The sequence below is a fragment of the uncultured Campylobacter sp. genome (genome assembly GCF_938041645.1).
In the GTDB taxonomy this organism is placed as follows: Bacteria; Campylobacterota; Campylobacteria; order Campylobacterales; family Campylobacteraceae; genus Campylobacter_B.
This window is the reverse complement of the sequence record NZ_CALIST010000048.1, coordinates 21,514-47,752: the sequence shown is the minus strand read 5'-3', so window position 1 is coordinate 47,752 and position 26,239 is coordinate 21,514. Positions and strand designations below refer to the sequence as shown.

The 26,239-nt window shown below is 47.4% G+C and carries 21 protein-coding genes and 1 CRISPR repeat array; of the genes, 15 read left to right on the top strand and 6 right to left on the bottom strand.

Annotated elements, in window-relative coordinates; genetic code table 11:
• On the top strand, positions 1–989 hold a 989-nt coding region (locus Q0600_RS07160), incomplete at its 5' end, for a hypothetical protein (protein WP_298758597.1).
• Positions 990–1,145: 156 nt separating this feature from the next.
• On the top strand, positions 1,146–2,471 hold the full coding sequence (locus tag Q0600_RS07155) for an aminotransferase class V-fold PLP-dependent enzyme (RefSeq protein ID WP_298758594.1): 1,326 nt from the start codon (positions 1,146–1,148) through the stop codon (positions 2,469–2,471).
• A gap of 479 nt (positions 2,472–2,950) precedes the next feature.
• Here the strand turns inward: Q0600_RS07155 and tupC are convergent, their stop codons facing one another.
• Complete coding sequence (gene tupC, locus Q0600_RS07150; protein ID WP_298758591.1) at positions 2,951–4,231, bottom strand: tungstate ABC transporter ATP-binding protein TupC; 1,281 nt, start codon at positions 4,229–4,231, stop codon at positions 2,951–2,953.
• On the bottom strand, positions 4,228–4,920 hold the full coding sequence (gene tupB / locus Q0600_RS07145; protein ID WP_298758588.1) for a tungstate ABC transporter permease TupB: 693 nt from the start codon (positions 4,918–4,920) through the stop codon (positions 4,228–4,230). Before tupB ends, tupC begins: the two co-directional genes overlap by 4 nt.
• Before the next feature lie 70 nt (positions 4,921–4,990).
• On the opposite strand from tupB, the gene tupA reads away from it, so the two are divergent.
• A complete protein-coding gene (tupA, locus tag Q0600_RS07140) occupies positions 4,991–5,809 on the top strand; it encodes a tungstate ABC transporter substrate-binding protein TupA (protein ID WP_298758585.1) in 819 nt (272 codons plus the stop codon).
• A gap of 526 nt (positions 5,810–6,335) precedes the next feature.
• Here tupA and dnaK read toward each other — a convergent pair.
• From dnaK to Q0600_RS07125, 3 genes are read right to left on the bottom strand one after another with little or no spacing between them, the layout of a single operon-like run.
• The gene (gene dnaK, locus Q0600_RS07135; RefSeq protein WP_298758583.1) at positions 6,336–8,222 is read right to left on the bottom strand and encodes a molecular chaperone DnaK; all 1,887 of its coding nucleotides are present in this window, start codon (positions 8,220–8,222) and stop codon (positions 6,336–6,338) included.
• Positions 8,223–8,266: 44 nt separating this feature from the next.
• Entirely contained in the window at positions 8,267–8,842 is a 576-nt protein-coding gene (gene grpE / locus Q0600_RS07130; protein ID WP_298758580.1) for a nucleotide exchange factor GrpE, read from the bottom strand.
• On the bottom strand, positions 8,839–9,627 hold the full coding sequence (locus Q0600_RS07125) for an HrcA family transcriptional regulator (protein ID WP_298758577.1): 789 nt from the start codon (positions 9,625–9,627) through the stop codon (positions 8,839–8,841). The genes grpE and Q0600_RS07125 overlap by 4 nt, the downstream gene beginning before the upstream one ends.
• Positions 9,628–10,166: 539 nt before the next feature.
• On the opposite strand from Q0600_RS07125, the gene Q0600_RS07120 reads away from it, so the two are divergent.
• The 7 genes from Q0600_RS07120 (at position 10,167) to Q0600_RS07090 (ending at position 18,157) form a co-directional block, all read left to right on the top strand.
• A complete protein-coding gene (locus tag Q0600_RS07120; RefSeq protein WP_291937725.1) occupies positions 10,167–10,847 on the top strand; it encodes a F0F1 ATP synthase subunit A in 681 nt (226 codons plus the stop codon).
• Entirely contained in the window at positions 10,837–11,061 is a 225-nt protein-coding gene (locus Q0600_RS07115; RefSeq protein ID WP_297896069.1) for a hypothetical protein, read from the top strand. Before Q0600_RS07120 ends, Q0600_RS07115 begins: the two co-directional genes overlap by 11 nt.
• 113 nt (positions 11,062–11,174) lie before the next feature.
• Positions 11,175–12,596: an Asp-tRNA(Asn)/Glu-tRNA(Gln) amidotransferase subunit GatB gene (gene gatB / locus Q0600_RS07110; protein ID WP_298758574.1), complete on the top strand. Its 1,422-nt coding sequence runs from the start codon at positions 11,175–11,177 to the stop codon at positions 12,594–12,596.
• Positions 12,597–12,624: 28 nt separating this feature from the next.
• Entirely contained in the window at positions 12,625–12,864 is a 240-nt protein-coding gene (locus Q0600_RS07105; RefSeq protein ID WP_298758572.1) for a hypothetical protein, read from the top strand.
• Positions 12,865–13,573: 709 nt separating this feature from the next.
• On the top strand, positions 13,574–14,467 hold the full coding sequence (locus Q0600_RS07100; RefSeq protein WP_298758603.1) for an NAD(P)H-dependent glycerol-3-phosphate dehydrogenase: 894 nt from the start codon (positions 13,574–13,576) through the stop codon (positions 14,465–14,467).
• An 818-nt stretch (positions 14,468–15,285) separates the two neighbouring features.
• On the top strand, positions 15,286–16,527 hold the full coding sequence (locus tag Q0600_RS07095) for a uracil-xanthine permease family protein (protein ID WP_298758569.1): 1,242 nt from the start codon (positions 15,286–15,288) through the stop codon (positions 16,525–16,527).
• Positions 16,528–16,708: 181 nt separating this feature from the next.
• On the top strand, positions 16,709–18,157 hold the full coding sequence (locus tag Q0600_RS07090; protein WP_298758564.1) for a DKNYY domain-containing protein: 1,449 nt from the start codon (positions 16,709–16,711) through the stop codon (positions 18,155–18,157).
• Positions 18,158–18,609: 452 nt separating this feature from the next.
• Positions 18,610–19,419: direct repeats of the CRISPR family, unit length 30 nt; unit sequence GTAGAATTCCATCCCGTTGGGAATTGAAAC.
• Between the two features lie 258 nt (positions 19,420–19,677).
• Here the strand turns inward: Q0600_RS07090 and rpoD are convergent.
• Positions 19,678–21,558: an RNA polymerase sigma factor RpoD gene (gene rpoD / locus Q0600_RS07085; protein ID WP_298758561.1), complete on the bottom strand. Its 1,881-nt coding sequence runs from the start codon at positions 21,556–21,558 to the stop codon at positions 19,678–19,680.
• Positions 21,559–21,962: 404 nt separating this feature from the next.
• Between rpoD and Q0600_RS07080 the strand changes: the two genes are divergently transcribed.
• Genes Q0600_RS07080 through Q0600_RS07060 form a run of 5 tightly spaced genes read left to right on the top strand, consistent with a single transcriptional unit; the run spans position 21,963 to position 26,206 of the window.
• Positions 21,963–22,445, top strand: a complete 483-nt coding sequence (locus tag Q0600_RS07080) for a 3-isopropylmalate dehydratase small subunit (protein ID WP_298758559.1) — start codon at positions 21,963–21,965, stop codon at positions 22,443–22,445.
• Between the two features lie 9 nt (positions 22,446–22,454).
• The gene (leuB, locus tag Q0600_RS07075) at positions 22,455–23,525 is read left to right on the top strand and encodes a 3-isopropylmalate dehydrogenase (protein ID WP_298099870.1); all 1,071 of its coding nucleotides are present in this window, start codon (positions 22,455–22,457) and stop codon (positions 23,523–23,525) included.
• A gap of 9 nt (positions 23,526–23,534) precedes the next feature.
• Positions 23,535–23,777: a hypothetical protein gene (locus tag Q0600_RS07070; protein ID WP_298758555.1), complete on the top strand. Its 243-nt coding sequence runs from the start codon at positions 23,535–23,537 to the stop codon at positions 23,775–23,777.
• Complete coding sequence (locus Q0600_RS07065) at positions 23,770–25,125, top strand: hypothetical protein (RefSeq protein WP_298758552.1); 1,356 nt, start codon at positions 23,770–23,772, stop codon at positions 25,123–25,125. Before Q0600_RS07070 ends, Q0600_RS07065 begins: the two co-directional genes overlap by 8 nt.
• Positions 25,085–26,206, top strand: coding sequence for a CCA tRNA nucleotidyltransferase (locus tag Q0600_RS07060; RefSeq protein WP_298758549.1), 1,122 nt, complete (start codon positions 25,085–25,087; stop codon positions 26,204–26,206). Before Q0600_RS07065 ends, Q0600_RS07060 begins: the two co-directional genes overlap by 41 nt.
• The last annotated feature ends 33 nt before the right edge of the window (positions 26,207–26,239 follow it).

Sequence of the window (26,239 nt, the reverse complement as noted above, 5' to 3'; positions counted from 1 at the left end):
CTTATGCGATAGAAAATAATGCTACTAAAACGGTAAGACTGCTTTTAGACAACGGCGTTAAATTTGAAGAAGTCAAAATGGTGCAGGGCTATATAGTTTGCCCTAGATATTCTGACGATACCGAAATCATAGTTGGCAACAATATAGATATAAAATTACGTACCGAGTGTTTAATCAATCACGATCACTCAAAAGATCCTGTTTATCCATTAAACTATGCAATATATAGTAACCTTATAGAAATTGCCGATATGATGCTACAAAAAGGTATGAAACCGAAAGCATATGAAGGTCCTTTGTATTATTTAAGTAATAGCAGCATTCCATTTCAGCGAAAAGAAATATTTAAAAGATCTATTTATACTTTTCTTCCGCGGGATATGATGTATAAAGATAAATTAAAATTATTAATAAAATATAATATAGATGGTCTACCGAGTCAAGATGATATTGTTACGGCTTATAGAAATTGTTTGGATAGTTTAGCTGGATCTATAAAAAAGAAAGAGTCTTACATAAATCATATGAATGATTACTGCTATGGAGAGAAGATTTTAGAATCATATGATTGGGCTCTTCGGGGGAGATGGTCGGTAAAACATAACGAAGAGAGGGAAAAAGGAACCGATAGATACTGGAAAGAAAAAGATTTTATAAAATTTTTCGGCTATATGCCAAATGATAAAAAATGTACTAAGCTAGAACCGGATATTAAAATATTAAATTTCTATAATATGAAAATAGATAGATATAAAGCTCTTTGCGGCAATGGGCTAAGTGATGAAGAGATTTTGCAAAAAAGCAGCCTTAAAGATAAAAATAGTACTGAGACATTCGATATTGAGACATTTTTTAAATATTTAAATTTTGAGGAAATGCTAGAGGAAGCGAAAGTGAAAATTCTACATAACGGCGAGAAAATAGATATAAAAGATTATGCCGAAATTCTAAGACAAGAAGCAGCTAAAAAACTAGATAGTAATCAATAAATTTGAAAGAGTAAAACTATATAGCATCAGAAATTAAGTAATATAGTGGGCAAAGCTTTTCTAAATTCTCATTAAAATTCCTCCCCGCTAGGACGTAAAGCCTTAAATTAATCCAAATTTCACTATAATTAATCACTTAAATTTTAAAGGTCGCAAATGCTAAGCTTAGACGAAATTCGAAAAAATATCATCCTAAAACAGGGCGTGCACTATTTTGATTTCGCGGCTTCGGGACTTGCTTACGAGCCCGTAGAGCGCGAGATAGGCGAAATTTTAAAAACCTACGCCAACACACACTCCGATAGTAGCTCTAGCGCCATCATCACGCAGCGGCGCTACGAGGGCGCGCGAGAGAGTCTAAAAAAGCTACTAGGGCTTGACGAGCGGTTTTATCTCATCGCCTGCGGGCAGGGCGCGACGGCCTCGATCAAGAAATTTCAGGAGCTACTTGGCATCTACCTACCGCCTGCGACCAGAAATGTGATCGGCGAGGCGAATTTACACGCTGTGCAGCTTCCGCTCGTGCTCGTTTCGCCATACGAACACCACTCAAACGAGCTTAGCTTTCGCGAGGGGCTTTGCGACTACCTGCGCGTGCCGCTTAGCGAATCGGGCGAGATCGATCTGCTAGCACTCGAGCGCATCTTGAAGCTAAATGCGGGACGCCGCATCATCGGCTCGTTTAGCGCCGCCTCAAACGTCACAGGCGTCGTTAGCGACTATAAAAAGATCAGCGAGCTAATCAGAGCCGCGGGCGGCATCGTCGCCTTTGACTGCGCGGCGCTGAGCTCGCACGCAAATTTAGACTGCGATTACTTCGACGCTATTTTCCTCTCGCCGCATAAGCTATTAGGAGGGCCTGCTAGCTGCGGGCTTTTGGCGATCAAAAAGGAGCTGCTTAGCGGTGACATGCCGACATTTGCCGCGGGCGGAACGGTCGCCTACGCTAACCGCGAGGGGCACGTGTTTTTGAAAAATCCCGAGCAGCTAGAGGAGGGCGGCACGCCGCCTATCATCGGGCTCATGCGGGCAAATTTGGCCTACGCGCTGCGAAACGAGGTGGGTTTTAAGAGGATAAAAAGCGCCGAGGACGAGCTCGCACGTCTTTTTGAGAGCGAGCTAGCAGGCATTGACGAGATCATAAATTACGCTCCAAAGGGCGCGCCGCGGCTGCCGATATTTTCCTTTAACGTGCGCGGTGTCTCGGCGTATGATTTTGCCGCGAGCCTTAGCAACGATTTCGGTATCCAGACGCGCGCGGGCGTGATGTGCGCGGGGCCGTACGCTCACGATCTGCTGGGTATCAAGGAGGGGCGCATGCCCGAGAGCAAGCCCGGCTTCGTGCGCGTGAGCCTGCACTACACGCACACCGAGCAAGACGTGCTCTATTTGGTGGGCGCGATAAAATCCTGCATCAAAAAACACTGCGAGCTTTGGGGCGAGGAAAAGGCGATGTATGAGATGTTCGGTGGGAAAATTTAAGCAGTGTAAGGCTAAAGCTCTGCCACTTTTTTGAGCTCTTGAAATTTTATAAAATTCCGCGCTGTTTTTAAAAATTATCGGAATTCCGTGCAGTCTGCTTGGAATTTTACGCGAGTTTTGCGCCGCAGAATTCTTACCATCGTTCCGCCTTTGCACTGCAGGCAAAATAAACGACACGCTCTGCGGAATTAAAATTTAGAATTTGAAATTCCGCGCCTAGAAATTGTGGAATTTCAAAATCCCGTTAGCTGTATTCGCGGCTAAGCTTTAAAATTTCTTAGCCATGGAATTTTAAAATTTCACGCCGTACCGCTAGGTAAAGGCATGCCTGTAAATTTCAAAATTTCAAGATGCAAATTTTTGCGCTCTGTTTCGCCGAGTACGCCGCGTTAGATGGTTCGCAGTGAAAATTTGAGACAGAATGCCGCGCGAATAAAAATTCTAAAGCAAAATAGAGCCTATCCGCACTTCGCGCAGAACTACTCCAGCCCTAAAAACGCGCCGCTTTCAAATCCAAAATAGACCCTCTCGCCCGCGCTCCAGCGCCGTTCATCCTGCGCCGTGACGCATTTTAGCAACACATCGCCTGCTTTGATCTTGATGAGTAGCGAGGAGCCGTACTGAAGCGAAACCGAGTGCAAAATCCCCGCGAAGCAGCGCTCAAACGGGCTTTTGGATAATAAAATTTTACTCGGATTTATCGCGATTTTGCGAGCGCGTGCGAGCCCCTCTTCAAGGCGCAGCGAAATTTCATCCGAAAATTTTAAAATCCCGTTTTGCACGTCAAATATATTTTTGTATTCAAACTCGCATATCTTGCCGCGATGCAGAAATACGCTTCTTTGCGCGATCGCGCTGAGCCATTTCTCATCGTGGCTGGCGATGATAAAGCCGCAGCCGTAGCGGCTTCGCATAAATAAAATCGCGCGCGCAAAGAGCTTGGAGGCGGCAAGATCGAGGCTGTTGGTCGGCTCGTCGAGCAGATAGAGCTTCGCGCGCTGCGCCAGAGCGAGCGCAAACGCGATGCGCTGCGTCTGCCCCGAGCTAAGCTCGAAATGCTTCTTTGATAAAAAACTTCTATCAAGTCCCGTTAGGCTGAGCGCCTCATCCACTCGCTCGTCAAATTCCGCAAGCGCGCCGCGACTTTTGAGCGCAAATTTAAAATTTTGCTCCACGCCGCGTTTTAAAAGCACGGGTTCGGGCAGCAGCAAGCAGGTCTGCCGCAGCGTCTGCAAAGATGGCGCACGCTGCCCCCAAAGTTCCACGCTGCCGCTGCTTGGATGTTGCAAAAAGGACAAAATTCGCAGTAGCGTGGATTTGCCGCTGCCGTTGGAACCCAAAAGCGCTGTGATGCCGCTCGTATTTAGATCGAGGCTAGGGATATTTAGAATTTCGCTCCGTCCGTAGCGCAGCACTAGATCCCGCACCGAGATCAGCTCGCTATCGGGTACAGATCGCGCGGCGGTAGAATTCTCACTCGCGAAATTCTCGGTCGCAGAATTCTCATTTACGAAATTTTCATTCGTAGAATTTGTGCTAATGGAATTCTCGGTCGCAGAATTTTTACTCTTATAATTTGCCGCAGTGGAATTTTTATTCGCAGAATTCTCGGCGGCGAAATTTACGCGCGTAGTATTCTCGGGGGCGGAATTTGCGTCCGTTAAATTTGCGCTCATAAAATTTTCGCTCTCCCTCTCCGCCTCCGCCCGGTTTTTGTCCGTGAAATTTTTACTTGGACGCTTTAGCTTATCTGCACTCATCGATCCAGCCTTTTTAGCGCGTGGATGGCTAAATTTACCGCAAACGCTATTAAAATCAGCACCAGCGCGAGCGCTATACCCATCGCAAACTCGCCCTTGTTGGTCTCAAGCGAGATCGCCGTGGTGATCGTGCGGGTGAAATATTTGATATTGCCGCCGATCATCATCGCTACGCCCACCTCGGCGACGATCCGCCCGTAAGCGGTGGCGATGACGACCAGCAAGCCGTAGCGTAGCTCGTAAAGCACGCAAAGGATTAAATTTAGCGGGCTTAGGCGATAGTTCATGATGTTTAGATAGTGCTTTTTGTCCATATTTTCGATGACGCTGGCGCTTAGCGAGACGATGATGGGAAGCGCCAGCGCAAACTGTCCGAGCATCACGGCTTTGAGCGTAAAAAGCAGTCCCAGCTCGCCCAGAGGGCCGTTTCTGGAGATGAAAGCGTAAAGGATCAGTCCTATCGCCACCGTGGGCATCGCAAGCGCTACGTCGCTTAAAAGTCTAAGCGTTCTGCGAGCGCGAAATTCGTAAAATCCGAGGATAAATCCTATCGGAAAGCCGATTAAAATCGCAAAAAGTATCGAGATGCTCGAAGTATAAAGCGTCGCTTTGATCGCCGAAAATGTCTCCGCATCGCCGCTAAGAAGCAGCCCGAATGCGCTTAAAATTCCTTCTAAAATAAAGTCCAAGATTGTGTCCTAAATGTTCTATTCTGGCAAATTTATATGCTATAATAGCATATTTTTTAAAGGAGATAACATGAAAAAAATATTTTTTGTTTCGCTCGCTCTTAGTGCGAGCCTTTTTGCCGCCGATAACGATTTGGTGATGGCAACTACAACGAGCACCGATAATACGGGCTTGCTAGACGCTATCTATCCTGCGTATAAGGCGGAAACCGGCGTCGATATCAAATGGACGGCGGTAGGCACGGGCGCTGCTCTAAAGCTTGGCGAGAACTGCGATGCGGACATACTTTTCGTGCATTCGCCGAAGGTCGAGAAAGAATTCGTAGAAAAAGGCTTCGGCGTTGACCGCACGCCCGTTATGTATAACGATTTTATCCTCATCGCCGATAAATCGATCGCACCTAAATTTAAAGGCAAGGACCTTAAAGGCTCGTTTGAGCTAATCAAGGCGGAGAAGATTAAATTTTTCTCTCGCGGCGATAAATCCGGTACTGATAACAAAGAGAAAGGTATTTGGAAAAAGGTCGATGGCGCCGTGCCTGAAAATGAGGCATGGTATAACCAAACCGGTCAAGGCATGATCGCTACGATCAACGCAGCTGCCGAGCAAAAGGGCGTGACCTTCACCGATCGCGGCACCTACATCAAATACGAGGACAATAAAAAGGGCAACCCCGATATGGTCATCATCAACGAAGGCGATAACGATCTGAAGAATTTTTACTCCGTAATCGCGGTCAATCCGAAGCACTGCCCAAAAGCCGACTATGAAAACGCGCAGCGCTTCATCAAATGGATCACTAGCGAGAAGGGGCAGAAGTTCGTAGGCGATTTCAAGCTGCTAAATAAGCCGCTTTTCACCCCTGATGCGAATACTCGCAAGAATTAGCTCTAGCTAAATAAAGCTAAATTTAAAGCCCAAAGGCAAAGCGTCGCCTTTGGGCTTTTGCTTTTTAATAAATCAATCCGCGCGCCTTTAAATTTAGCTATTTTGCTTCTAAAATTTAGCCGGCGTTTTTTACTGCGTCTTTTTACGATACATTTTTTACTTTCTAGCCATGCGTTTAAATTTATCGCAGCTTCGTTTGTAGGCGATAGGCTTAAAATTTCAGCTATATTTGGGATCAGTGCGGAGAAATTTCGATCGCGTTCGGATATGCTCTAATGTCTAGCGAGATTTATACAGCGCAAAATTTAGTAGTATTTATGTGTGACTCAAAATTTTTAGTTTGTTGGGAATTTAATTTGAAGTAGCAGTTAAGCTCGGGCGTATGAAAAACGCCCGAGTCTGTGAAGCTATGAAATTTTATGTGCGGTTTATGGAGTCGCTTCTGCCGCGCGCCGGTAAAATTGCCTTTCAAGCTCTAGCAAAATTACCGAGCGTGCGGCTATAAATTTCACTTTGCGTGAGCGAGCTATTCGACTTCGGCGTCGATGACGTCGTCGTCTTTTTTATCGCCGTTTGAGCCGGAGCTTTGCGATCCGCCTTGCGCGCCCTGATTTGCGCCGGCGGCCTTGTATAGATCCTCGGCGGCCTTGCTTAGGGCTTCTACTTTAGAGTTTATCGCTTCCTTGCTCGCGTTTTCATCCTTTAGCACGGCTTTTAGATCATTTAGCGCGCCCTCGATCTTAGCGCGTAGATCGCCCGGCACCTTTTCGCCCATCTCGCTTAGGCTCTTTTCGGTTTGATGTGCGATGCTGTCGGCTTGGTTGCGCGCTTCGACGGTCTCTTTGCGCTTGTTGTCTTCCTCTTTGTGAAGCTCGGCATCCTTCACCATCTTATCGATCTCGGCATCGCTTAAACCGCTTGAGCCGGTGATGCGGATGTCGGTTGCCTTGCCGGTAGCCTTGTCTTTTGCCGAAACGGTTAAAATTCCGTTCGCGTCGATGTTAAATTCCACCTCGATCTGCGGCACTCCGCGAGGAGCAGGCATGATGCCCTCTAAATTGAAATTTCCTAGCGATTTGTTGTCTTTCGCAAACTCGCGCTCGCCCTGTAAGACGTTGATCGTAACGGCGCTTTGGTTATCCTCTGCTGTCGAGAAGGTTTGAGACTTTTTCGTAGGTATTGTAGTTCCCTTCTCTATGATCTTGGTCATAACGCCACCCAGGGTTTCGATGCCGAGGCTTAGCGGAGTGACGTCGAGCAGTAGCACGTCTTTTACGTCGCCTTTGATGACTGCGCCTTGGATTGCAGCGCCGATCGCTACGACTTCGTCAGGGTTTACGCTCTTATTTAACTCCTTGCCGAAAGCCTTTTTGACTTCCTCTTGCACTAAAGGCACGCGCGTCGAGCCGCCTACCATGACGACTTCTTTTATGTCGTTCATGCTTAGCCCTGCATCGCTTACGACCTTTTTGAGAGTGCTTATGGTCTCATCTACCAAAGAATCGATCATGCTTTCAAATTTAGCTCTAGTGATGGTTTTCATCAGGTGTTTAGGACCTGTGGCATCAGCAGTGATGAAAGGTAAATTTACCGTCGTTTCCATCGCGCTGCTTAGCTCTTTTTTGGCGTTTTCCGCAGCCTCTTTTAGGCGTTGCATAGCCATGACATCGCCGCGCAAGTCGATGCCTGTTTCAGATTGAAATTCTGAGGTTAAAAAGTCGATCAGCTTGTTATCGAAATCATCGCCGCCCAAAAATGCATTACCGCCGGTAGCTAAAACTTCTACAACGCTATCGCCGGTTTCTAGCACGGTTACGTCGAATGTACCGCCGCCCAGATCGTAAACGACGATCTTTTCAGACTCTTTTTTATCCAGTCCATACGCAAGCGCCGCTGCGGTAGGCTCATTGATGATACGAAGCACGTTTAGGCCCGCGATTGTTCCTGCTTCTTTCGTCGCCTTTCTTTGGCTGTCGTTGAAATACGCAGGCACGGTGATGACCGCATCGACAACCGGCTCGCCCAAAAACGCCTCAGCATCCTCTTTTAGCTTGATTAGCACCTTGGCTGAAATTTCTTGCGGCGTATAAACCTTGCCCGCGATCTCTACCGCGCACGCGCCATTTCGGTCGATAATCTTATACGGTAGGCGCTTTTTAGCTTCCTGCGCGTTTTTCTCATTCATCATAAGACCCATGATGCGCTTGATCGAGTAGATCGTCTTTTCCGGGTTGGTGACTGCTTGGCGCTTGGCGCTGTCGCCTACTAAAACCTCGCCTTTGTCGGTGAAAGCTACTACTGACGGAGTGGTGTTTTTACCCTCTTTGTTCGGTATGATCTTGCTCTCGCCGCGCTCGAATATGCTTACGCACGAGTTTGTTGTTCCTAGGTCGATGCCTATGACTTTTGCCATTTGTTATCCTTTGTATTGAATTTAAAATTTTAAAATTTGGACGATTATTTCGCCACTACTACCATAGCGGCGCGCAAAACGCGCTGCTTATACATATAGCCTTTTTGATAGACCTGAACTATATCGCCTTTTTTAGCGCCTTCGGCTTCAATCATCGAGATGGCGTTATGCACGCTAGGATCAAATCCCGCATCCGTCGCTATCGGAACGATACCATATTTTTCAAAAGTCTTTGTAAAAAGGCTTAGACATTGTTTTACGCCAACTTCAATTTTATCTGCAAGCTCATTACCTTCCACATCAATTTTGGCGGCTTCCTCAAGCGCGTCGATTATCGGCAGCAGATCCTTCGCAAAGCTCTCGCTAGCGTAAGCAACAGCGCTATCTTTTTCTTTTTCCAAACGTTTTTTGAGATTTTCAAAATCCGCATTGGCGCGGTAAAATTTATCAGTGATCTCACTCAGCTCGTTTTGAAGCTTTTGTATCTGCGCGTCAGTATCGTCGCATGTCTGCGCCTCTTGTGGCTCGCTCGCCTCTGATGCGCACTGCTCGCAAACCTCTTTTTCTTCGCTCTCACACGCCCTGTTTTTATCGCCGTGCTCTTTAAATTTATGGCTCATGCTACTCCTTTAGCGTAGTTAAAAAATTTCTCGTAATTCTCGTAAACGCTGCCTGCGCAGATCATCGTAGCGTCCTCGCCTTCGAATTTTACGGGGCGTTTGATCCCCATAAATCCGTGCTCGAAGTAGGGCGCGAAGATCAAATTTTTCGTAAAATTTACGGCGATCGAGGGATTGAGTAAAATTTTAAACCGCTCGTCTTTGAAAATTTTATACGCCACAACCTCGTTACAAAGAAATTCGATTTTAGAATTTTTTAGCTCCCTGATCTTGGTGCTAAGCTCGCGCAGACCGATCTGCATCGAAGCTAATTCCAAATCTCCGAGTGAAATTCCTATTAAATTTGATAAGAATTTAAAAACTCTAAAATCGTATTTTAAGATAATCTCGTCCGTTCTAAATGTAAGGATTATGAAGCGATTATCGTGATTGATAACTTCGCTTAGGGCTTCGTTTTCGGCGTTGAAAATCATACAGTAAATTTCAAAATCCTCAAGCACCGCTTCTAGCTCGCGAGCATCGTCTATTTTTAACTCATCGTTGAAGCTAAGCCTAGCGCGCCAGTAATCCTGCATCGTCGCAACCGTCGGAATTCTACCACCGCTTACATGAAGCTGCGTCAAAGCCCCCTCGTCGCTTAAGCGCTTAAAATAAATTCGGATGCTAGACGCTGACATCGCTACGCCCATACGCTCACCCAACTCTGAAGATCCGATCGGGGTGTTGCTATCGAGATAGGCGGAAATGATGGATTCCAGGATCATATCACGTTTATTCGTTTTCACTTTTAGCACTCTTTCGGTAAGATTGCCAGTATTATACAACATTGAGTGGCAATATGTCAAGGTTTTTATATAAATTTTATAAAATTTTAGCAATCAAGTTCTGAGTTTGCTAAATTTTAACTATGATTTTTGAGGTGAGTGGAATTCTTGGAATTCTTAGAATTTATCGCGGTGCCGTCGCGGTAAATTTTATCGTATTTTTTGTATCTGTAAACACAAATTTTACCGCCAGCCGGCTTAGAGCTTCGCCGTATGTGCCAGATTAATTCTATATTTGCAATAATGGCGAATTGACAGTGTAGCCGCAAATTTCGTGCTTACTAGCAAAAATTTTGTCATTTGCTGAAAATGTGGAGCTAAATGCCAAAAAAACGCAAAATTCCCGCCGAAATGGCGCGCAAGCTAGACGAAAGTGCTAGGCAAGTAAGCGGTGCAAGAATTCGCAAAGCTCAAAATTTCACTCGCTAGCGTAAATTTAAATATACTTTAACGAATAGAAGTGTAAAATACGCCACAAATTTCAACGATCAAGGGTTTTTATGCTAAAAGACATCTTCCTTTTCGGCGGTTTAATTTCTTACGACCACACCTTTATCTACCTTTTTTACTTCTTTTTGGTCGTCGCTATCATCGTAGCCGTCGCGCTTTGCTCCACTCGCTCGCTTCAGCTTGTGCCACATGGCATGCAAAATATCGCCGAAGCCTACCTAAGCGGCGTGCTAACGATCGGTAAGGACGCGATGGGTAGCGAGGAACAAGCTAAAAAATATCTTCCGCTAATCGCAACATTGGGATTTGTGATATTTTTTAGTAACGTTATCGGCTTGGTGCCGGGCTTTGAGTCGCCTAGCGCGAGTTTAAATTTAACCCTTTCGCTTACGCTTTGCGTTTGGTTGTACTACCATTTTGAGGGCGTTCGCGAGCACGGCGTGATCAACTATCTAAAGCACTTTATGGGGCCGGTGAAAATCCTAGCTCCGTTTATGTTCGTCATAGAGATCGTCTCGCATTTTTCGCGCGTCGTATCGCTTTCGTTCCGACTTTTTGGAAACATCAAAGGCGACGATACCTTCCTTCTTGTTATGCTTACTCTCGCTCCTGCGTTAATACCGATGGTACCGTTTGCGCTGCTTACTTTTATGGCGATTTTGCAGACTTTTATTTTCATGGTTTTAAGCTACGTTTATCTAGCGGGCGCCGTGATCGTCGATGAGCATTAATTTTAAACGAAATTTCTTATACTTCCTCGTGGGTGCGTCGTTCGGGTTGATCTTCGTCGGCGCATTCGTCTTTTTTGCCTATCCGTCATTTTATTTTTTGGGGTTAAAATTCCTCTTCATCTGCACTGCTCCCGGCGTGATTTGCGTCATCATCACCTGCTTGATGGTCGATGTTTTCGATTTGAAAGAAAAGCTCCTTAGCGGCGGCGAATAGAAATCTATTCGATTAAATTTTAAAATTTAGCCGCGCCGTGCGCCGCTACAAGCGAGTATTAAAGCAAAAAATTGTAAAATTACGCGAAATTTTTATTCTAAAAGGTTAAGTTTATGTTTGAAACCGTGATCGGCCTGGAGGTACACTGCCAGCTAAATACCAAAACCAAAATTTTCTGCTCCTGCCCCACGAGCTTCGGCGATGAGGCGAATTCGCACGTCTGCCCGACCTGCCTAGCGCTTCCGGGCGCTCTTCCCGTGCTAAACGAGGAAGCGGTTAAAAAAGCTATCAGCTTCGGCACCGCCGTCAATGCGACGATCAATCGCAAGTCGGTATTCGACCGCAAAAACTACTTCTATCCCGACCTTCCCAAGGCATATCAAATTTCGCAGTGGACGATCCCGATCGTCGAGCACGGCGAGCTTTTTATAGCTGCGGACGGACAGAGCAAGCGCATCGGCATCACGCGCGCGCACCTGGAGGAGGACGCGGGCAAAAATAATCACGAAAGCTCGCGCAGCCTAGTCGATCTAAATCGCGCAGGCACGCCGCTTTTGGAGATCGTAAGCGAGCCTGATATGCGCTCTGCGGACGAGGCGGTCGCGTATCTAAAAAAACTCCACAGCATTTTGCGCTTTTTAAATATCAGCGACGCGAACATGCAAGAAGGCTCGTTTCGCTGCGACGTAAACGTCAGCATCCGTCCGCAAGGCGAGCAAAAACTTTACACGCGCGTGGAGATTAAAAATTTAAACTCTTTTAAATTTATTCAAAAAGCGATCGAGTTCGAGATCGAGCGTCAGATCGAAGCGTGGCAGGACGGCAAATATGAGCAAGAGGTCGTGCAAGAAACGCGCCTTTTTGACACCGCTAAGTTTATCACCAAGCCGATGCGCAGCAAGGAAGACAGCGCCGAGTATCGCTACTTCCCAGACCCCGACCTGCTAACCGTGATCGTGGATGACGAGATGCTAGTTGCTGCGCAGCAGATCCCCGAGCTACCCGATCAGAAAAAAGCACGCTACGTCCGCGAGCTGGGCGTTAAAGAGAAGGACGCCGAGATCATAATCTCTACCTACGAAAACGCACGATTTTTTGAGGATCTGATCGCGGCGGGGCATGAGCCCAAACTCTGCGTCAGCTGGCTTACCGTCGAGCTTGCGGGCAGGCTTAAAAACGGCGTTACGATCGAGGATTCGCCCGTAGGTAGCGCGAAGATGAGCGAGCTTTTAAGCGCGATCGAAGGCGGCGCAGTGTCGCAAAAGGCCGCCAAAGAGGTGCTTGATTATCTAATGGAGCACGATGAGGCCGTAAGCTCGGTCATCGATAGGCTTGGCTTGAGGCAGGTAAGCGACGACGGCGCGATTTTGGAGATCATAGCGCGCGTTATGGGCGCGAACGAGGAGAAGGTCGCGGATTACCGCGGCGGCAAGGACAAGCTATTCGGCTTCTTCGTGGGCCAAGTTATGAAAGAGGGCAAGGGCGCGTTTAACCCCGCGAAGGTAAACGAGCTTCTGAAACAGAAGCTGGGCTGATTTCGCAGCTTGCGCGGCGGCGAATTAAATGCGGTGGAGTGACGCGATAGATAAAACCCCTAGGGATAAAATTTTAAATCCGCTCGCAGTGTTTTGCTTCGAGCTAAAGCTTTCAGGCGCCAATGACGAGGGCTTTTGCGTGTTATATTTCATTCGGTGCGATCTCGGCGGCTACCCGCTCTGCCTCGCACACGTTTTGTTCTTTCGAGCTCGTTCTTTCTCGTACGGGTCGTTTGCGCGAGTGTCGGTCTGCGACGTAGGGGTTTAAGAAGCGCGTCCGTTAGGAATTTTACTTAGGGCTACCGTCAAAGCGCGGCAAAGCTTGCAGAGAATGCGTAAAATTACTCTGCTTGAGAGAGCAAAAACGGCAACTCGGGTGCGCGGATAAGATCGAATACGCAGGGTCGAATTTGAGCGGTGAGTCGATGTGTAGGTTAAATTTAATCAATCGCTGCGTCGGATGCGCGTGCCCCAAACCTTGCGCCAAACGATAACATGGCGAGCGACCGCAGATCATCTAGGCCCAAAGCACGCCTTGATAGATTTAAGCGGATTTAAAAGCGCGATTTGCACTTAAGCGTCTGAGTAAAATTTTTAAAAATTTGATTTGCCTTGGCGATGCACGAGTGAAATTTAAAACGTATAATGGAGTTTCAAAATCCTCATTCGTTCACTGCCGCGCCTTTTGTGAAAGTGTTTTTTGACGGAAGAGCAAAACCTTAAAAGTATTAAATTTTAGCGAGGTAAATTTTAAAAAAGCGAAGTTTTTGCTGAGTAAATTTCAAAAGCGTGAAATTTTAATGAGACGAAATTTTAACGAGATGAAATTTCAAAAAGCGAATTTTAAAGCGTGGCTTCGGCTAGCGTTTGCGCAGGCTCATGTTGGCGCTTTTGGGCTAAATTTTCAAAGAGCGGGAATTTCAAGAGAATGAAATTTGAAAAACCGCAAATTTGCGAATAAATTTTTAAAAAGGAACATAATGAAAATCGCGGTTATCGGCGCGGGCAAATGGGGTAGCGCGCTTTTTGACGCGCTTAGCGCAAAAAACGAATGCGTCATCACTTCGCGCACGCCAAGGCAAATTCCGCATTTTGTAAGCGTGAGCGAGGCTCTGGAGTGCGAAGCACTGGTGTTTGCGCTCGCAGCGCAGCAAACCGCGCAGTGGCTGGATCAAAATTTCACCTACAAAAATCAAAAAATTCTAGTCGCTTCCAAGGGCATCGACGCGGCAAGTGGTAAGTTTTTGAACGAAATTTTTGAATCTCACGTCGCGCGCGGCAATCTTGCTTATTTATCAGGTCCGTCGTTTGCCACCGAAGTCATGCAGAAGCTGCCTTGCGCGCTCGTCGTAAGCTCGTGCAATGAAAATCTAGCTGAACTTTTCGCAAGCGTCTTCCCTGCCTACATCAAAACCTACACGAGTGGCGATATCATCGGCGCAGAAGTGTGCGGCGCGTATAAAAATGTGATCGCCATCGCTAGCGGCGTTTGCGATGGGCTTGAGCTTGGCAATAACGCTAGAGCGAGCTTGATCGCTCGCGGCATCGTAGAGATCGCGCGCTTCGGCAAGTTTTTCGGCGCGCGAGACGAGACCTTTTTGGGCTTAAGCGGCGTGGGCGATCTGTTTTTGACCGCCTCAAGCGTGCTATCGCGAAACTACCGCGTGGGATTAGGGCTTGCGCGTGGCAAAGGGCTTGAGGAAATTCTGCGCGAGTTGGGCGAGGTCGCCGAGGGTGTAGCTACGACCGAAGCGGTCGTAAATATCGCGGCAAAGCACAAGATCTACGCTCCGATCGCTACCGAGGTCGCGCAAATTCTGCGTGGCAAGGATGTAAGGGCAAGCCTAAAGGACCTGCTACGCAAAAAATAGCCGTACGATGGAATTTACTCGCTAAATTTTAGCGGTAAATTCGGTCTGTATAGTTTTGATTTATCCGCTATGTTTGTGAAATTTAGTTGCTGGTTTGCGGATTCTGGTCGTTGTTTGTTTGGATCTGTTTACGCGGCTTTGCCTGATAATTTTATGGGCTTGATTTTCGCTTTGCGGCTTCGCGCATCTGATACGACGCAAAATCACAGCAAAATGGCGCTTGTATATGATGTGGCGTAACGGTTTTGATTTAAAATTTAGTTTTAAGCTTGAGCGCAAAATTTCAAAGCGAGGTCTTAAAATTTTAAAAAGAGGCTAAAATTTTAAAATATTTAAGATGGATCGCAGGTAGTTGACGGCTGAGAGTGGAGCATATTGCTTGTCTGCGACCGGGTAGGTCTAAATTTTTGATGTGTCAGATTTAAAAATTAAGGCGTAGTATTTTTTCTTTAGTCGAGGCGGAAATGAGCCGAATAAAGGAGCGCAATCGTGCGCTTTGGATAGAATTTGCGGCAAAATGAGTCGGAAAGGCGTAAATTTTGAAAATATTCAAAACAGATGATGTGTAGTTTCGATAAATTTTTAGTGCTTGCAAAGGAGCGGGTTATTCGTCCGCGACTGCAGCAAGTTAAATTTTACAGAATGTCGGTGTATTATAAATTTTAATACAGGAGCCAAGGCGAAGGATCGCGAGATGGATTTAAGGGTTGCGACGTAAAAATTTAGCGAAGATAAGGCATATAGCCTATCAAGCTAAATTTTTGCTAGCTCCGTTAAAGACGCTCGCGAGGCAAGCCGCAAAGATAAAAGAGGAGAAGATGGAAAAATACGAAGGCTACAATCTCAGGCTACGCGACGCTCTCGTCGGCGTACAGTTTTTATTCGTGGCGTTTGGCGCGCTCGTGCTGGTGCCGATCTTAACGGGGCTTGATACGTCCGTGGCGCTGTTTACGGCGGGCATCGGCACGCTGCTGTTTCAGCTCATCACGCGCAAACACGTCCCGCCGATCTTTCTCGCATCCAGTTTCGCGTTTATCGCGCCGCTAAGCTTTGGCGTGAAGGAGTGGGGAATCGCCGCGACTATGAGCGGGGTGATCGCGGCGGGACTTTTTTACGTGGTTCTAAGCCTGCTTATTAGGCTCAAAGGCGAGGGGTTTTTGCATAAAATTTTACCGCCTGTGGTCGTCGGTCCCGTCATCATGACGATCGGCCTCATCCTCTCGCCCGCGGCCGTAAATATGGTCATGGGCAAGGGCAAAGAGGTGCTCTATACGCAAGGGCAGTCGCTTACCATCGCGCTCATCTCGCTTTCGGCGGTTATCGTCGTTATGATGTTTGGCCGCGGCATGCTGCGCCTCGTGCCGATACTTTGCGGCATCGCAGCCGGATACTGCGCGTCGCTGTTTGTCGGCATCGTGGATTTTACGCCGATTTTAAACGCGCCGTGGTTTGCGCTGCCAAATTTCACCGCACCGGTTTTTAAGCTCGAAGCCGTGATCTACATGGTGCCTATCGCTATCGCGCCCGCGATCGAGCACATCGGCGATATGCTCGCGATCAGCAACGTCACGAAGGAAAATTTTCTCAAAAACCCGGGACTTAAAAGCACGCTTTTAGGCGACGGGCTCGCGACGTCGCTAGCAGGCTGCTTCGGCGGCCCACCGAACACCACCTACTCTGAGGTCACGGGCGCGGTTAGCATCACGAAGGCCTACAATCCAGCCATCATGACCTTTGCCGCGCTTGCTGCGATCTTGCTAGCCTTCGTGGGCAAGCTCGGCGCCGCGCTCTCCACGATCCCCGCTCCCGTCATCGGCGGCATTATGCTGCTACTTTTTGGTATCATCGCTAGCGTGGGCATGGAAACGCTCATAAAAAACAGCGTGGATCTAGCCGAGCCGCGCAATATGATCATCGTCGCGCTTATCTTTGTGTGCGCGATCGGCGGCATGGTGCTGGATTTTGGCGCGATGAGCTTTAGCGGAGTGGGGCTTGGCGCGATTATCGGCATCACGCTAAATTTGGTGCTGCCAAAGACCAAGCATTTTGACGGGTACTAAGTTAAATTCGCGCGGAGCTTGAGTAGTTTCGCGCGGTTGCGGGTAAATTTGAGCTCAAATTTCGCCGCCAAATTTACCCGCGGCTTTCGCCGCCAAATTTACCGCGCCTAAATTTTAAAATTTCCCCGCAAACGCTTTCAAATTTCAAACGTTTTAAACTAGCAAGATATATAATTGCCTTATGAAAAAGACGAATAATTTAAGCAAATTTGATAAAAAGGCGCTAAGGCTGCTATTTGCGGTACTTTTCGTGCCGCTCTTCGTCTCGCTCGTTTTTATCTATGAGTTATCGGTGTATGATAACTCGCGCGAGTTGCCCGCAGGCGCGCAAAAGATCGGCAGCAGTGATTATTATAATATCGGTGGCAAAATTTATCTACGCTCTTGGAATCTCGCTCCTTACGAGCTAGAGGGCGGCGCGGACGCGGCGAGCTTTCGCGCGCTTGATACCGGCAGATACTCCTACACAAACGTCGGTATGGATGCTAGCCGCGTATTTTGCGGCGCTCGCAAGATGTCGGGACTCGATCCCGCTCGCACGCAAAAGATCGGCTCTCGCTACTACAGCGACGGGCGCGTGAGCTACTTCTGCTCGGACGTCACGCAGCGCACGGGCAGCGCGATAAGCTACATTTACAAGGTATTTTTCCACGCCTTTGGGCTCTCCAAATGGCCGCAGGAGTACAACTACCCATACGCTAGACTTGATACTAGCGCGCCCATCTCGCCGCTGACCGAGAGCCCTTACGTCGCCACGGACGGCGAGCGGGTATTTTACGAGGGTAAAATTTTAGCGGGTGCCGACGCAAAAAATCTAAAACAGATAAGGCTAAAAACCGTATACGAAGACGGCTCCGGCTCGCCCGTGCACTTTCGCCCGGTCGATCGGTGGCTGAGCGACGGACGCAGCGTCTATGCGGACGGCGAGAGGCTAAATTTCACGCCTAGTGAGCAGATGTATCTCGTGGAGCCAAACGCCGGCATAGAGTTTCTTTATGATCCCGCTATGGGCGCGGTGCTGATGAACGGCGAGAGATTTGATACTGCAAACGAGCCCTATACGCCGCTAAATTTTCAGAGCGGGCATCAGGAATACATGCTGTTTGCGAGCAAAAACGGCATATTTTATCTAAGCAAGGATAAAATTTTAAATCGCCCGCGCGGTAGCGGCGCCGAGGGCTGGCTCAAAGACGCATTTTGGTACGTTTATTATAAATTTGGCGCAGACGCCAGCAGGCTAAGCGCGCTAAAAAGGGCGGGCGATAATCCGTTTAAAGGTGCCGTGCGGCAGATCTCGGAAAGGCTTTTTAAGGACGACGCGGGATTTTACTATCTAAATTTTTACTCGCATAGCGTTTACGTCACGGGTCGCAGCGGCAGGCATCTACAGAAGCGGACGAATTTCATCGATCTGCGAAAGATCATGCTAGACGTGCATGATGATGAGGTGATGGTGCAGATCTCGGACGAGGCGGCGCGAAACCCCGAAATGTCGCAGTCCATCTTTACCGCGCAGGACGTGGAGTATGAAAACGGCGCGGCCTTTTATATGTATTGTCTCGCGGGGGTTTTGGTGCTCGGAGCTTGGATTTATAGTTACTTTAGAAAACGCAGCTTGCGGCGCAGCTAAATTTAGCGGTGCGGCAGAAGGTAAATTTAAGAGCAATACGGCGCGGCGGAGCAGTAAATTTAAGATAGTATTGCGGTTGTAGCGCGGCAATGCGGCAAATTATGGGCGCTGCGATTGCGAGTACGGCAGTATGGCGGCGGGATGCGATTGAGTGTGTGTCAAAGTTTGCCGGTACCGAGTGCCGGTTCGTCGGCGTGCAGTAAGCTAGCTAGATAGTGCGGGATGGAATGACAGCGCGGCAAAACGACGGCGGCTTTTGTGTCGTTAAATCGTGCTACCTGGTTGTAGTTGGAATTTTGAAAATTGTGCGGATAAAGCTTTGGCTAAGATTTGCAAAACACCGCAAATACGGTGTTTTTATTTTAAACCGCCTTTGCCGTTTATCTAAATTTAAGAAGCAGGAATATAAACTTCAAGTATTCATAGCCTAGAAAAATAGAATTTCTGGCTCTGTGTAAATTTCCTCCGCTGGAGTTTGAAACACGATGTTTTCCTCTGCCATTACTGCTCCTTTTTGTGTAAATTTCCTCCGCTGGAGTTTGAAACATACAGCTTTTAGCAATATATTCATAAAATAATACAATATATATTTCCTCCGCTGGAGTTTGAAACTCTAAGCGGCGAGCGGGTGCGACCGCTTTGCGACGTGTAAATTTACTCCGATGGAGTTTGAAACGCCAACTGTGCTCGGTATTCGTAACGTTTGAAGTTGTATAAATTCTCTCCGTTGGGAATTGAAACACGATCGCAACAAATGCGATAAAAACACCAAAAAACGGTAGAATTCCATCCCGTTGGGAATTGAAACTTTTTTTCGCTATCTCGGCTTTATGCTGCGCGTAAGTAGAATTCCATCCCGTTGGGAATTGAAACTAAGTAATGAGTATAAACGCATAGCCGAGCATTTTGGTAGAATTCCATCCCGTTGGGAATTGAAACTGGTTTGCTTTGCCTTTTCGACCTTTTCTGCTTGTAGAATTCCATCCCGTTGGGAATTGAAACGCTCATCTGCAAACTCTTTGCTACCACAAAAAAGGTAGAATTCCATCCCGTTGGGAATTGAAACACACTGCGGTAACTGCGCGAAAGCGCAACTGCGTGTAGAATTCCATCCCGTTGGGAATTGAAACAAAACTCTACTATCCCGCTATTTTCGTGATACTTAGTAGAATTCCATCCCGTTGGGAATTGAAACTCCTTTTGGCGGCGGGCTTTGCGTCCTTTCCGCTTCGGTAGAATTCCATCCCGTTGGAGTTTGAAACTTACGGACTTTAAACCTTAAGCATCTCAAAATCGGTATTCAAAGCACTGCTACATTTTACTATGCCTTGATTTGTGCTCCGCCTGATAAAATTTAGATTGAAAAATATATTATTGACACCCCGACTTGGATCTGGGCGGATTTCAGTTTGTCGTGCGTTTAAGATCAATAATACCGAAGCCAAAGCCCGACTATCTATAGTTTTAAATTTGCCGGGCGTTCAAAGAGTAAAAAGAGTAAATTATATCTGCGTTTTGTTTTAGCTCTCGATATAGGTTTTGAGTTTGCGGCCGATTTTTGGGTGTTTTAGCTTTTTGATCGCCGAGCTTTCGATCTGGCGGACGCGCTCGCGAGTGATATTGAGCTCCTTGCCGATCTCTTCAAGCGTGCGGTCGCTCTCGTCGTCAAGCAGTCCGAATCGCATGCGGATCACCGTGCGCTCGCGGTCGTTGAGCTGTTCTAAAATATCGTCGATCTGCTCTTTTAGATCGGATTTTAAAATTTGCTCGATCGGCGAAACCGAGCTTTTGTCCTCGACGAAATCGCCGAATTTACCGTCGTCCTCGTTTCCGATCGGCGCTTCTAGGCTGATCGGCTCCTTTGTGATTTTGATGACCTGCTTTACCTTATCGACGCTAAGGCCTACTTCTTGCGCGATTACGTTGATATCGGGCTCCTTGCCGCCTTCTTGCATATATTTGCGCGTGATTTTATTGATACGATTTATCGTCTCGATCATATGGATCGGGATACGGATCGTGCGAGCCTGATCAGCGATGGCGCGCGATATCGCCTGGCGGATCCACCACGTCGCATAGGTCGAAAATTTATAACCGCGCTTGTATTCAAATTTATCCACAGCCTTCATAAGCCCGATATTACCCTCCTGGATGAGGTCTAAAAACGGCAGCCCGCGGTTGGTGTAGCGTTTGGCGATGGAGACGACCAGGCGCAGGTTGGACTTCGCCATGCGCGCCTTTGCGTTGTCGCTGATGCGCTTGCCGCGTTTGATCTGCTCTAAAATTTCTTTCAGCCGCTCGGGCTCAAGATTAAAGCTTTTTTTGCTCGCCTCTTTTGTCAAAAAGAGCTTTTTTATATCGACATAGGTCGAGACCATCGTAGCTTCCGGCACGCGCGCGATGATGTCGTCCTTGCTGAGCTTCGTGATATCTTTTAGGATTTTTTTGTGATTTTCGCGTAGTTCGGCGCTAAACATCGGCAGCTTGTATTCCAGGCGTTTGAGCTCCTTTTCGAAGCCCTCGTCGCTTTTTAGCGCGGTCTCCATCGATTTTACGATCTCGGTGATGAGCTTGCTAGTTGGGCCCAGATCCATGAGTTTTTCTTTTAAAATTTTCTTTTTAAACGCCAAGTTCAGCTTCGATAAAATTCCTTTGCTCTGCTTAATCGCCTCGGCGTTTTTCTCGGCAAATTTCATCCAGTCCTTTTTGGCTTTTTCGAGAGCCTTGAAGCTTTCGATGACCTTTAGAGCGCGCTTATCGTTCTTTTTGGATCGCCTTTGCTTCGCCTCGTCCGCACTTTCCTCATCCTCCTCGTCGTCATAATCCTCCTCCGATAGTTCCTCTTCGTCTTCCTCTTCACCCTCTTCGTCGCTGTCGTCAAAGCTCTTGAAAAGCTCCTTGACGCGGCGCTCGCGGTTGATTAGCGGCTCTTTATAATCTAAAATGAAATCTATCAGATATGGCACCGAGCAAAACGCGTCGATGATGATGTCCTCGCCGAGCTCGATTTTTTTGCTGATCTCGATCTCTTCTTCTTTCGTTAACAGCGGGATCTGTCCCATTTCGCGCAGATACATCCGCACCGGGCTGTCCGAACGGCTCCACTCCAAAAGCTCGACGTCGCTGGATAGATCAAATTCCTCGTCCCAGCCCTCGTCTAGCAGCTTTTTTTGCGTGGCTTCTTTGAGTTTCGCGTCCTCTAAATTTTTGATTTTGGAGATTTCTGCGGCGGAGATCAGCTCGACGTCAAATTTTCTCGTAAGCGCTTCGACTTTCTTAACGGCCGTCGCGGTGGGAGCTTTGTCGAAAAATTTTATCAGTCTTTCGTAGGTGATGTAGCTTTTTTGATTGTCGTCGAAAAATTGCTCGATGGGGCTTAAGGCGTCTTTTGGGCTCGCCATAAAATCTCCTTGTGTCGTTGTGTATTTGGTTTTGGAAAATCGGATTATACCGAAACGCTCTTTATTTTTGCTTATATACGGCGCGAATCATCTAAATTTAATAATTTTCTAAATCATAAAAATTAGGCTAAATTTTAAAATTTAGGTTATATTTTTAGCTAAATTTAAGATTACTCTCTAAAATTCCGCGTTTGCAAGACGAAAATTAGCGCGCCGAAATTCCGCCCTTTACGCCGCCGATTTAAAATTTAACGCCTACGTACTTTCTATCTCTGCGCTCTCGCGTTTAAATTTAGCCCTAAATTTCAAACGAGGAATTCCGCCCTCGTATCGGAGCGATTGAGCGGATTTTAATAAATTTGTCGGTAAAATCGCGCATCTATTTTAAAATTTAAGGCGGAAATATGGCAAAAGTATGGAAATTCGGCGATGATATCGACACCGATATTATTATCGCGGCACGCTACCTAAATACATCCGACGCGGCGGTGCTTGCGACGCATATCATGGAGGATGCGGACAAGGATTTTTCGTCCAAAATAGCTCGCGGCGACATCATCGTAGCGGGGAAAAATTTCGGCTGCGGCAGCTCGCGCGAGCACGCACCAATGGCGCTTAAGGCCGCCGGAATTTCATGCGTGATCGCAAAGAATTTCGCTAGGATTTTTTACCGAAACAGCTTCAACACCGGCTTTTTGATCCTCGAATGCGATGAGACGGACAAGATCGCGCAGGGCGACGAGCTTAGCATCGATCTAAAGGGCGGCGTAATTAAAAATTTAACTCAAAAAACGCAGTATAAATTCGGCGTGATACCGGAGTTTATGCAAAAGCTCCTCGACGCGGGCGGAGCGATAAATTATGCAAAAACAAAGATAAATTTGTAAGGAATTTGGATGAAAAAATACGACGTATGCGTGATAAAAGGCGACGGAATCGGCCCTGAGATCATCGAAGAAGCGATCAAAGTGCTCGATGCCGTAAGCCATAAATTTAATTTTGAACTAAATTTTGACTACCGCTTGATGGGCGGCGCGGCAATCGACATTATGGGCGTTCCGCTTCCAGATGAGACGCTAAATACCGCTAAATCAAGCGATGCGGTGCTTTTCGGCGCGATCGGCGGCGCTAAATGGGATGGCTTGCCGCGCGAACTGCGCCCAGAAAGCGGACTGTTAAAGATTCGCAAGGAGCTTGGAGCGTTTGCAAATTTGCGTCCTGCGATGATTTTTGATGAGCTGATAAATGCTTCGACGCTAAAGCCGGAGATCATCAAAGGCGTCGATATAATGGTGGTGCGCGAGCTTACGGGCGGGATTTATTTCGGGCAGCCGCGCGTTAAAAACGAAAAGGACGCGCTAAATACGATGTGCTACAACGTCTCTGAGATCGAGCGCGTCGCAAAAGTTGCCTTTGAGGCTGCGCTTTTGCGAAATAAAAAGATAACGCTCGTGGATAAGGCCAACGTGCTTGAAACAAGCCAGCTGTGGCGCGAGGTCGTAAGCGAGCTAGCGAAAAATTATGCGGGGATAAATTTGGAGTTTATGTACGTAGATAACGCCGCGATGCAGCTCGTGCGGGCGCCTGCGCAGTTCGACGTGATTTTGACGGAGAATTTGTTCGGCGATATTTTAAGCGATGAGGCGAGCATGATCTGCGGCTCGATCGGATTGCTTCCGAGTGCGAGTATCGGCGGTAAGGTAGGAATTTACGAGCCGATCCACGGCAGCGCGCCCGATATCGCGGGGCAGGGTATCGCAAACCCGATCGCTACGATTTTAAGCGCTGCGATGATGCTAAAATACGCATTTGGCGAAAATGAGGCCGCAGCCGCGATCGAAAGCGCCGTGCGCGCCGTGCTTCGCGACGGATACCGCACCAAGGATATCGCGCAGTACGACGCCAAAGAAATTTGCTCGACCGCAGAGATCGGCTCGATCATCGCAGATTACGCGGCTAAGGCTTAGGAGCTAGCTTTGAATGGCGCGCTAGCATACGCTATGGAGCTTGAGAAAAAAGGCGATATCTACGGCGCAATGCGGATTTGTCGCGGTATTTTACGTGATAATCCGCAAGATGGCGATGCGGCGGTGCTTTTTGCGCGGCTAAATTTGAATCATCGAGTAAGCTCTGGCGTCAATATGGCGATGCTGGAGCGCTTTTTTAGCGTCGATGCGCACAAACAAGCGGAATTTAAGAGGTGGCTAATTGATGTATGAAAATGAACTGGAAGATATCATCGAAGCAGTAAATGAGATGAAAGCACAAAAGCGCGCGCAAGATTTGGCGGTGCAGCAAGAGGGGGCTGTGAATGCAAACGGCGCTGAAGTAGAAGCGCAGGATGCTTTAAGCCCCGCTTCTTTTACGCCAGATCCTATTGCATCTAGCGCCTTAAATTCCACATCTGCACCGGATATCGCTTCATCAAACGCGCAAAATTTCACTTCCTTGGATACCAAAAATTCCACTTCGCGCTTTGTTTCATCGGACGCTTTAAATTCCGCCTTCGATCATTCAAATCCCATGGCGAGTAAGAGCTCTGCGCCTAGCAGCGTGGAATTTGCAGCGAACGCTACTTTAAAAAAATCTGCCGCAAAAGATGGAAATTTTACTTTTTCCAGCGAGGAGAATTTTAAAAACTCTGATCTTGCAAGCAGTGAAAATTCCGTGGTTTCCGTCTCTTTAAATGGAGAAAATTTTATAAATTCCGCTTCTGCAAGCGGCAAAGATTCCGCAAATTCAACCTTTGCAAGCGATGAAATTTTAAAAAGCTCCACCGCAAAATTTGACGAAAGCTTTCGTGATTTATCGGGCATCGCAGGCGAAATTTACGATAGTTTAGGCAGCGATATGAATGGGTTTGTTTCGCCGCAAAGCAGGGACGCAAACATGGTGCAAAACTCTGCCGAAAGTAAAGATTTTGAATTAGTGCTAAATTCTACGGATGACGACTCCCAAAGTGAGCAAGATTTGAAACCTCGTATTTTAGGCGCGCATTTTAAGGAACTTCGCAATGACGATTTTGGGCCTGGCTCTGATTTCAAAGAAAACGAAGCTGACGATTATTTCGGTACGGCGCATTCTAAAAAGCAGGATTTAGCGTCGCTTCAAGCTCAAAATTCCGCCGCGCTAGAGATCCGAAATGCTGCCACGCGCCAGCAAAATTTCGTTTCGCAGCCGCAGAATTTTACGATCCCTGGGGTGCGAGACGATGAGCTCGCCACGCCGCAGCTTCGCAATTCTGCCGCACAGGATATGCAAGCGGAAAGTTTTGCCTCTTATGGTGCTCAAAATTCCGCCCTGCACCAGCCCGAGGAAGCGCGACACCTTGGGGCCGCGAGACAACCTCAAGCGGGTGACAAATCAAAATATCTCGCAAATGCAGATTTTAAAATTTCAAGCGAAGCGGAGTTTTTGAGCGCGATAAAAGAGCGAATTTTAGTGCTTTTTGAGGGGCTGAACGCTTTTGAGAAGGGCGATTTGAACGCGCGTGTGGAGCTAAATTTAAAATTTATGGAATTTTTGCTTGCAAGTATCGAAAACCGACTTGAAAATCTATCAAAATGACGATTTCATCGCGCTTTTAGATTATCTTAAAAAATTTAGCTCACGCATATATCTAGTAGGCGGCTGCGTGCGCGATCATTTTTTGGGGCGGGCGAGCGCTGATGTGGATGTGGAGCTTTACGATGTGAGTCCGCACCGCTTTGAGCAAATTATGCAAGACTTCGGCGCACAGGGCGTCGGCAAGAGTTACTTTGTCTATAAATATAAAAATTTCGATGTTTCGCTGCCGCGCACCGAGAGTAAGACAGGCATCGGACACAAGGGCTTCAGTGTCGCTTTGGCTACGGACGAACATGAGGCTAGTAGGCGGCGTGATTTTACAATCAATGCGATGATGATAAACGCTATAAGCGGTAAAGTTCTCGATTTTTACGGCGGGCTTGCGGATCTGCGCGCGCGTATTTTGCGAGTGGTTGATCCACGCACTTTCGTGGAGGATAGCTTGCGCGTGTATCGCGCGGTACAGTTTGCCGCAAGATTTGAGCTTCGCACCGAGCATCACACCTTAGAGCTCATGCGTAGTATCGACGTTAGCGATCTTAGTTGCGAGCGCGTTAAAGCAGAGCTGATTAAATTTTTCCGTGCACCCATGCACCGATATGGGATGATGCTAATGCAAGAGCTAGGGCTTTACGAGCGGGTTTTTGGATTGCGGATTGATACGCGTACGCACGAGCGGCTGATGCAATTCATAGAGCACGGCGAATCTTTCGTGAGAAATGAAATGTTTTTTTTATACGCGTTTTTGAATTTTTTAGGATTAGATAAAGATAAAATTTTAAAGAATTTAGGGCTAAATTCTCTTTATAAAAGGCTACTTAGCGAGCCGTTTTTTAAGCGGGTAAGCGACGAGCGACTATGTAAAATCGCTCTAAAAATGCCGCTTAAGCAGTGGCTCGGGCTGTATTGTAAAGGTAGGGTGAAAGCGGCGAAGCGGCTTGGGATTTGGGATAAGAAATTTAAAAGCTTGGTTTGCGCCGCGGATGTCGCTCGCAATCTGCGCGGCGCTGCGATTGGCAAGGAGATTGAGAGGCTGCAAGAAGCGGAGATTAGGGCGTTTGTAGCGGCTTTAAAAGCGTAAATTTAGAGAGATTTCTGTAAAATCGCCGTTTTA

Coding starts and splice junctions, on each gene's coding strand:
- Q0600_RS07155 (WP_298758594.1), top strand. CDS start 1,146: ATGCTAAGCTTAGACGAAATTCGAAAAAATATCATCCTAAAACAGGGC.
- tupC (WP_298758591.1), bottom strand. CDS start 4,231: ATGAGTGCAGATAAGCTAAAGCGTCCAAGTAAAAATTTCACGGACAAA.
- tupA (WP_298758585.1), top strand. CDS start 4,991: ATGAAAAAAATATTTTTTGTTTCGCTCGCTCTTAGTGCGAGCCTTTTT.
- dnaK (WP_298758583.1), bottom strand. CDS start 8,222: ATGGCAAAAGTCATAGGCATCGACCTAGGAACAACAAACTCGTGCGTA.
- grpE (WP_298758580.1), bottom strand. CDS start 8,842: ATGAGCCATAAATTTAAAGAGCACGGCGATAAAAACAGGGCGTGTGAG.
- Q0600_RS07120 (WP_291937725.1), top strand. CDS start 10,167: ATGCTAAAAGACATCTTCCTTTTCGGCGGTTTAATTTCTTACGACCAC.
- Q0600_RS07115 (WP_297896069.1), top strand. CDS start 10,837: ATGAGCATTAATTTTAAACGAAATTTCTTATACTTCCTCGTGGGTGCG.
- gatB (WP_298758574.1), top strand. CDS start 11,175: ATGTTTGAAACCGTGATCGGCCTGGAGGTACACTGCCAGCTAAATACC.
- Q0600_RS07105 (WP_298758572.1), top strand. CDS start 12,625: ATGCGGTGGAGTGACGCGATAGATAAAACCCCTAGGGATAAAATTTTA.
- Q0600_RS07095 (WP_298758569.1), top strand. CDS start 15,286: ATGGAAAAATACGAAGGCTACAATCTCAGGCTACGCGACGCTCTCGTC.
- Q0600_RS07090 (WP_298758564.1), top strand. CDS start 16,709: ATGAAAAAGACGAATAATTTAAGCAAATTTGATAAAAAGGCGCTAAGG.
- rpoD (WP_298758561.1), bottom strand. CDS start 21,558: ATGGCGAGCCCAAAAGACGCCTTAAGCCCCATCGAGCAATTTTTCGAC.
- Q0600_RS07080 (WP_298758559.1), top strand. CDS start 21,963: ATGGCAAAAGTATGGAAATTCGGCGATGATATCGACACCGATATTATT.
- leuB (WP_298099870.1), top strand. CDS start 22,455: ATGAAAAAATACGACGTATGCGTGATAAAAGGCGACGGAATCGGCCCT.
- Q0600_RS07065 (WP_298758552.1), top strand. CDS start 23,770: ATGTATGAAAATGAACTGGAAGATATCATCGAAGCAGTAAATGAGATG.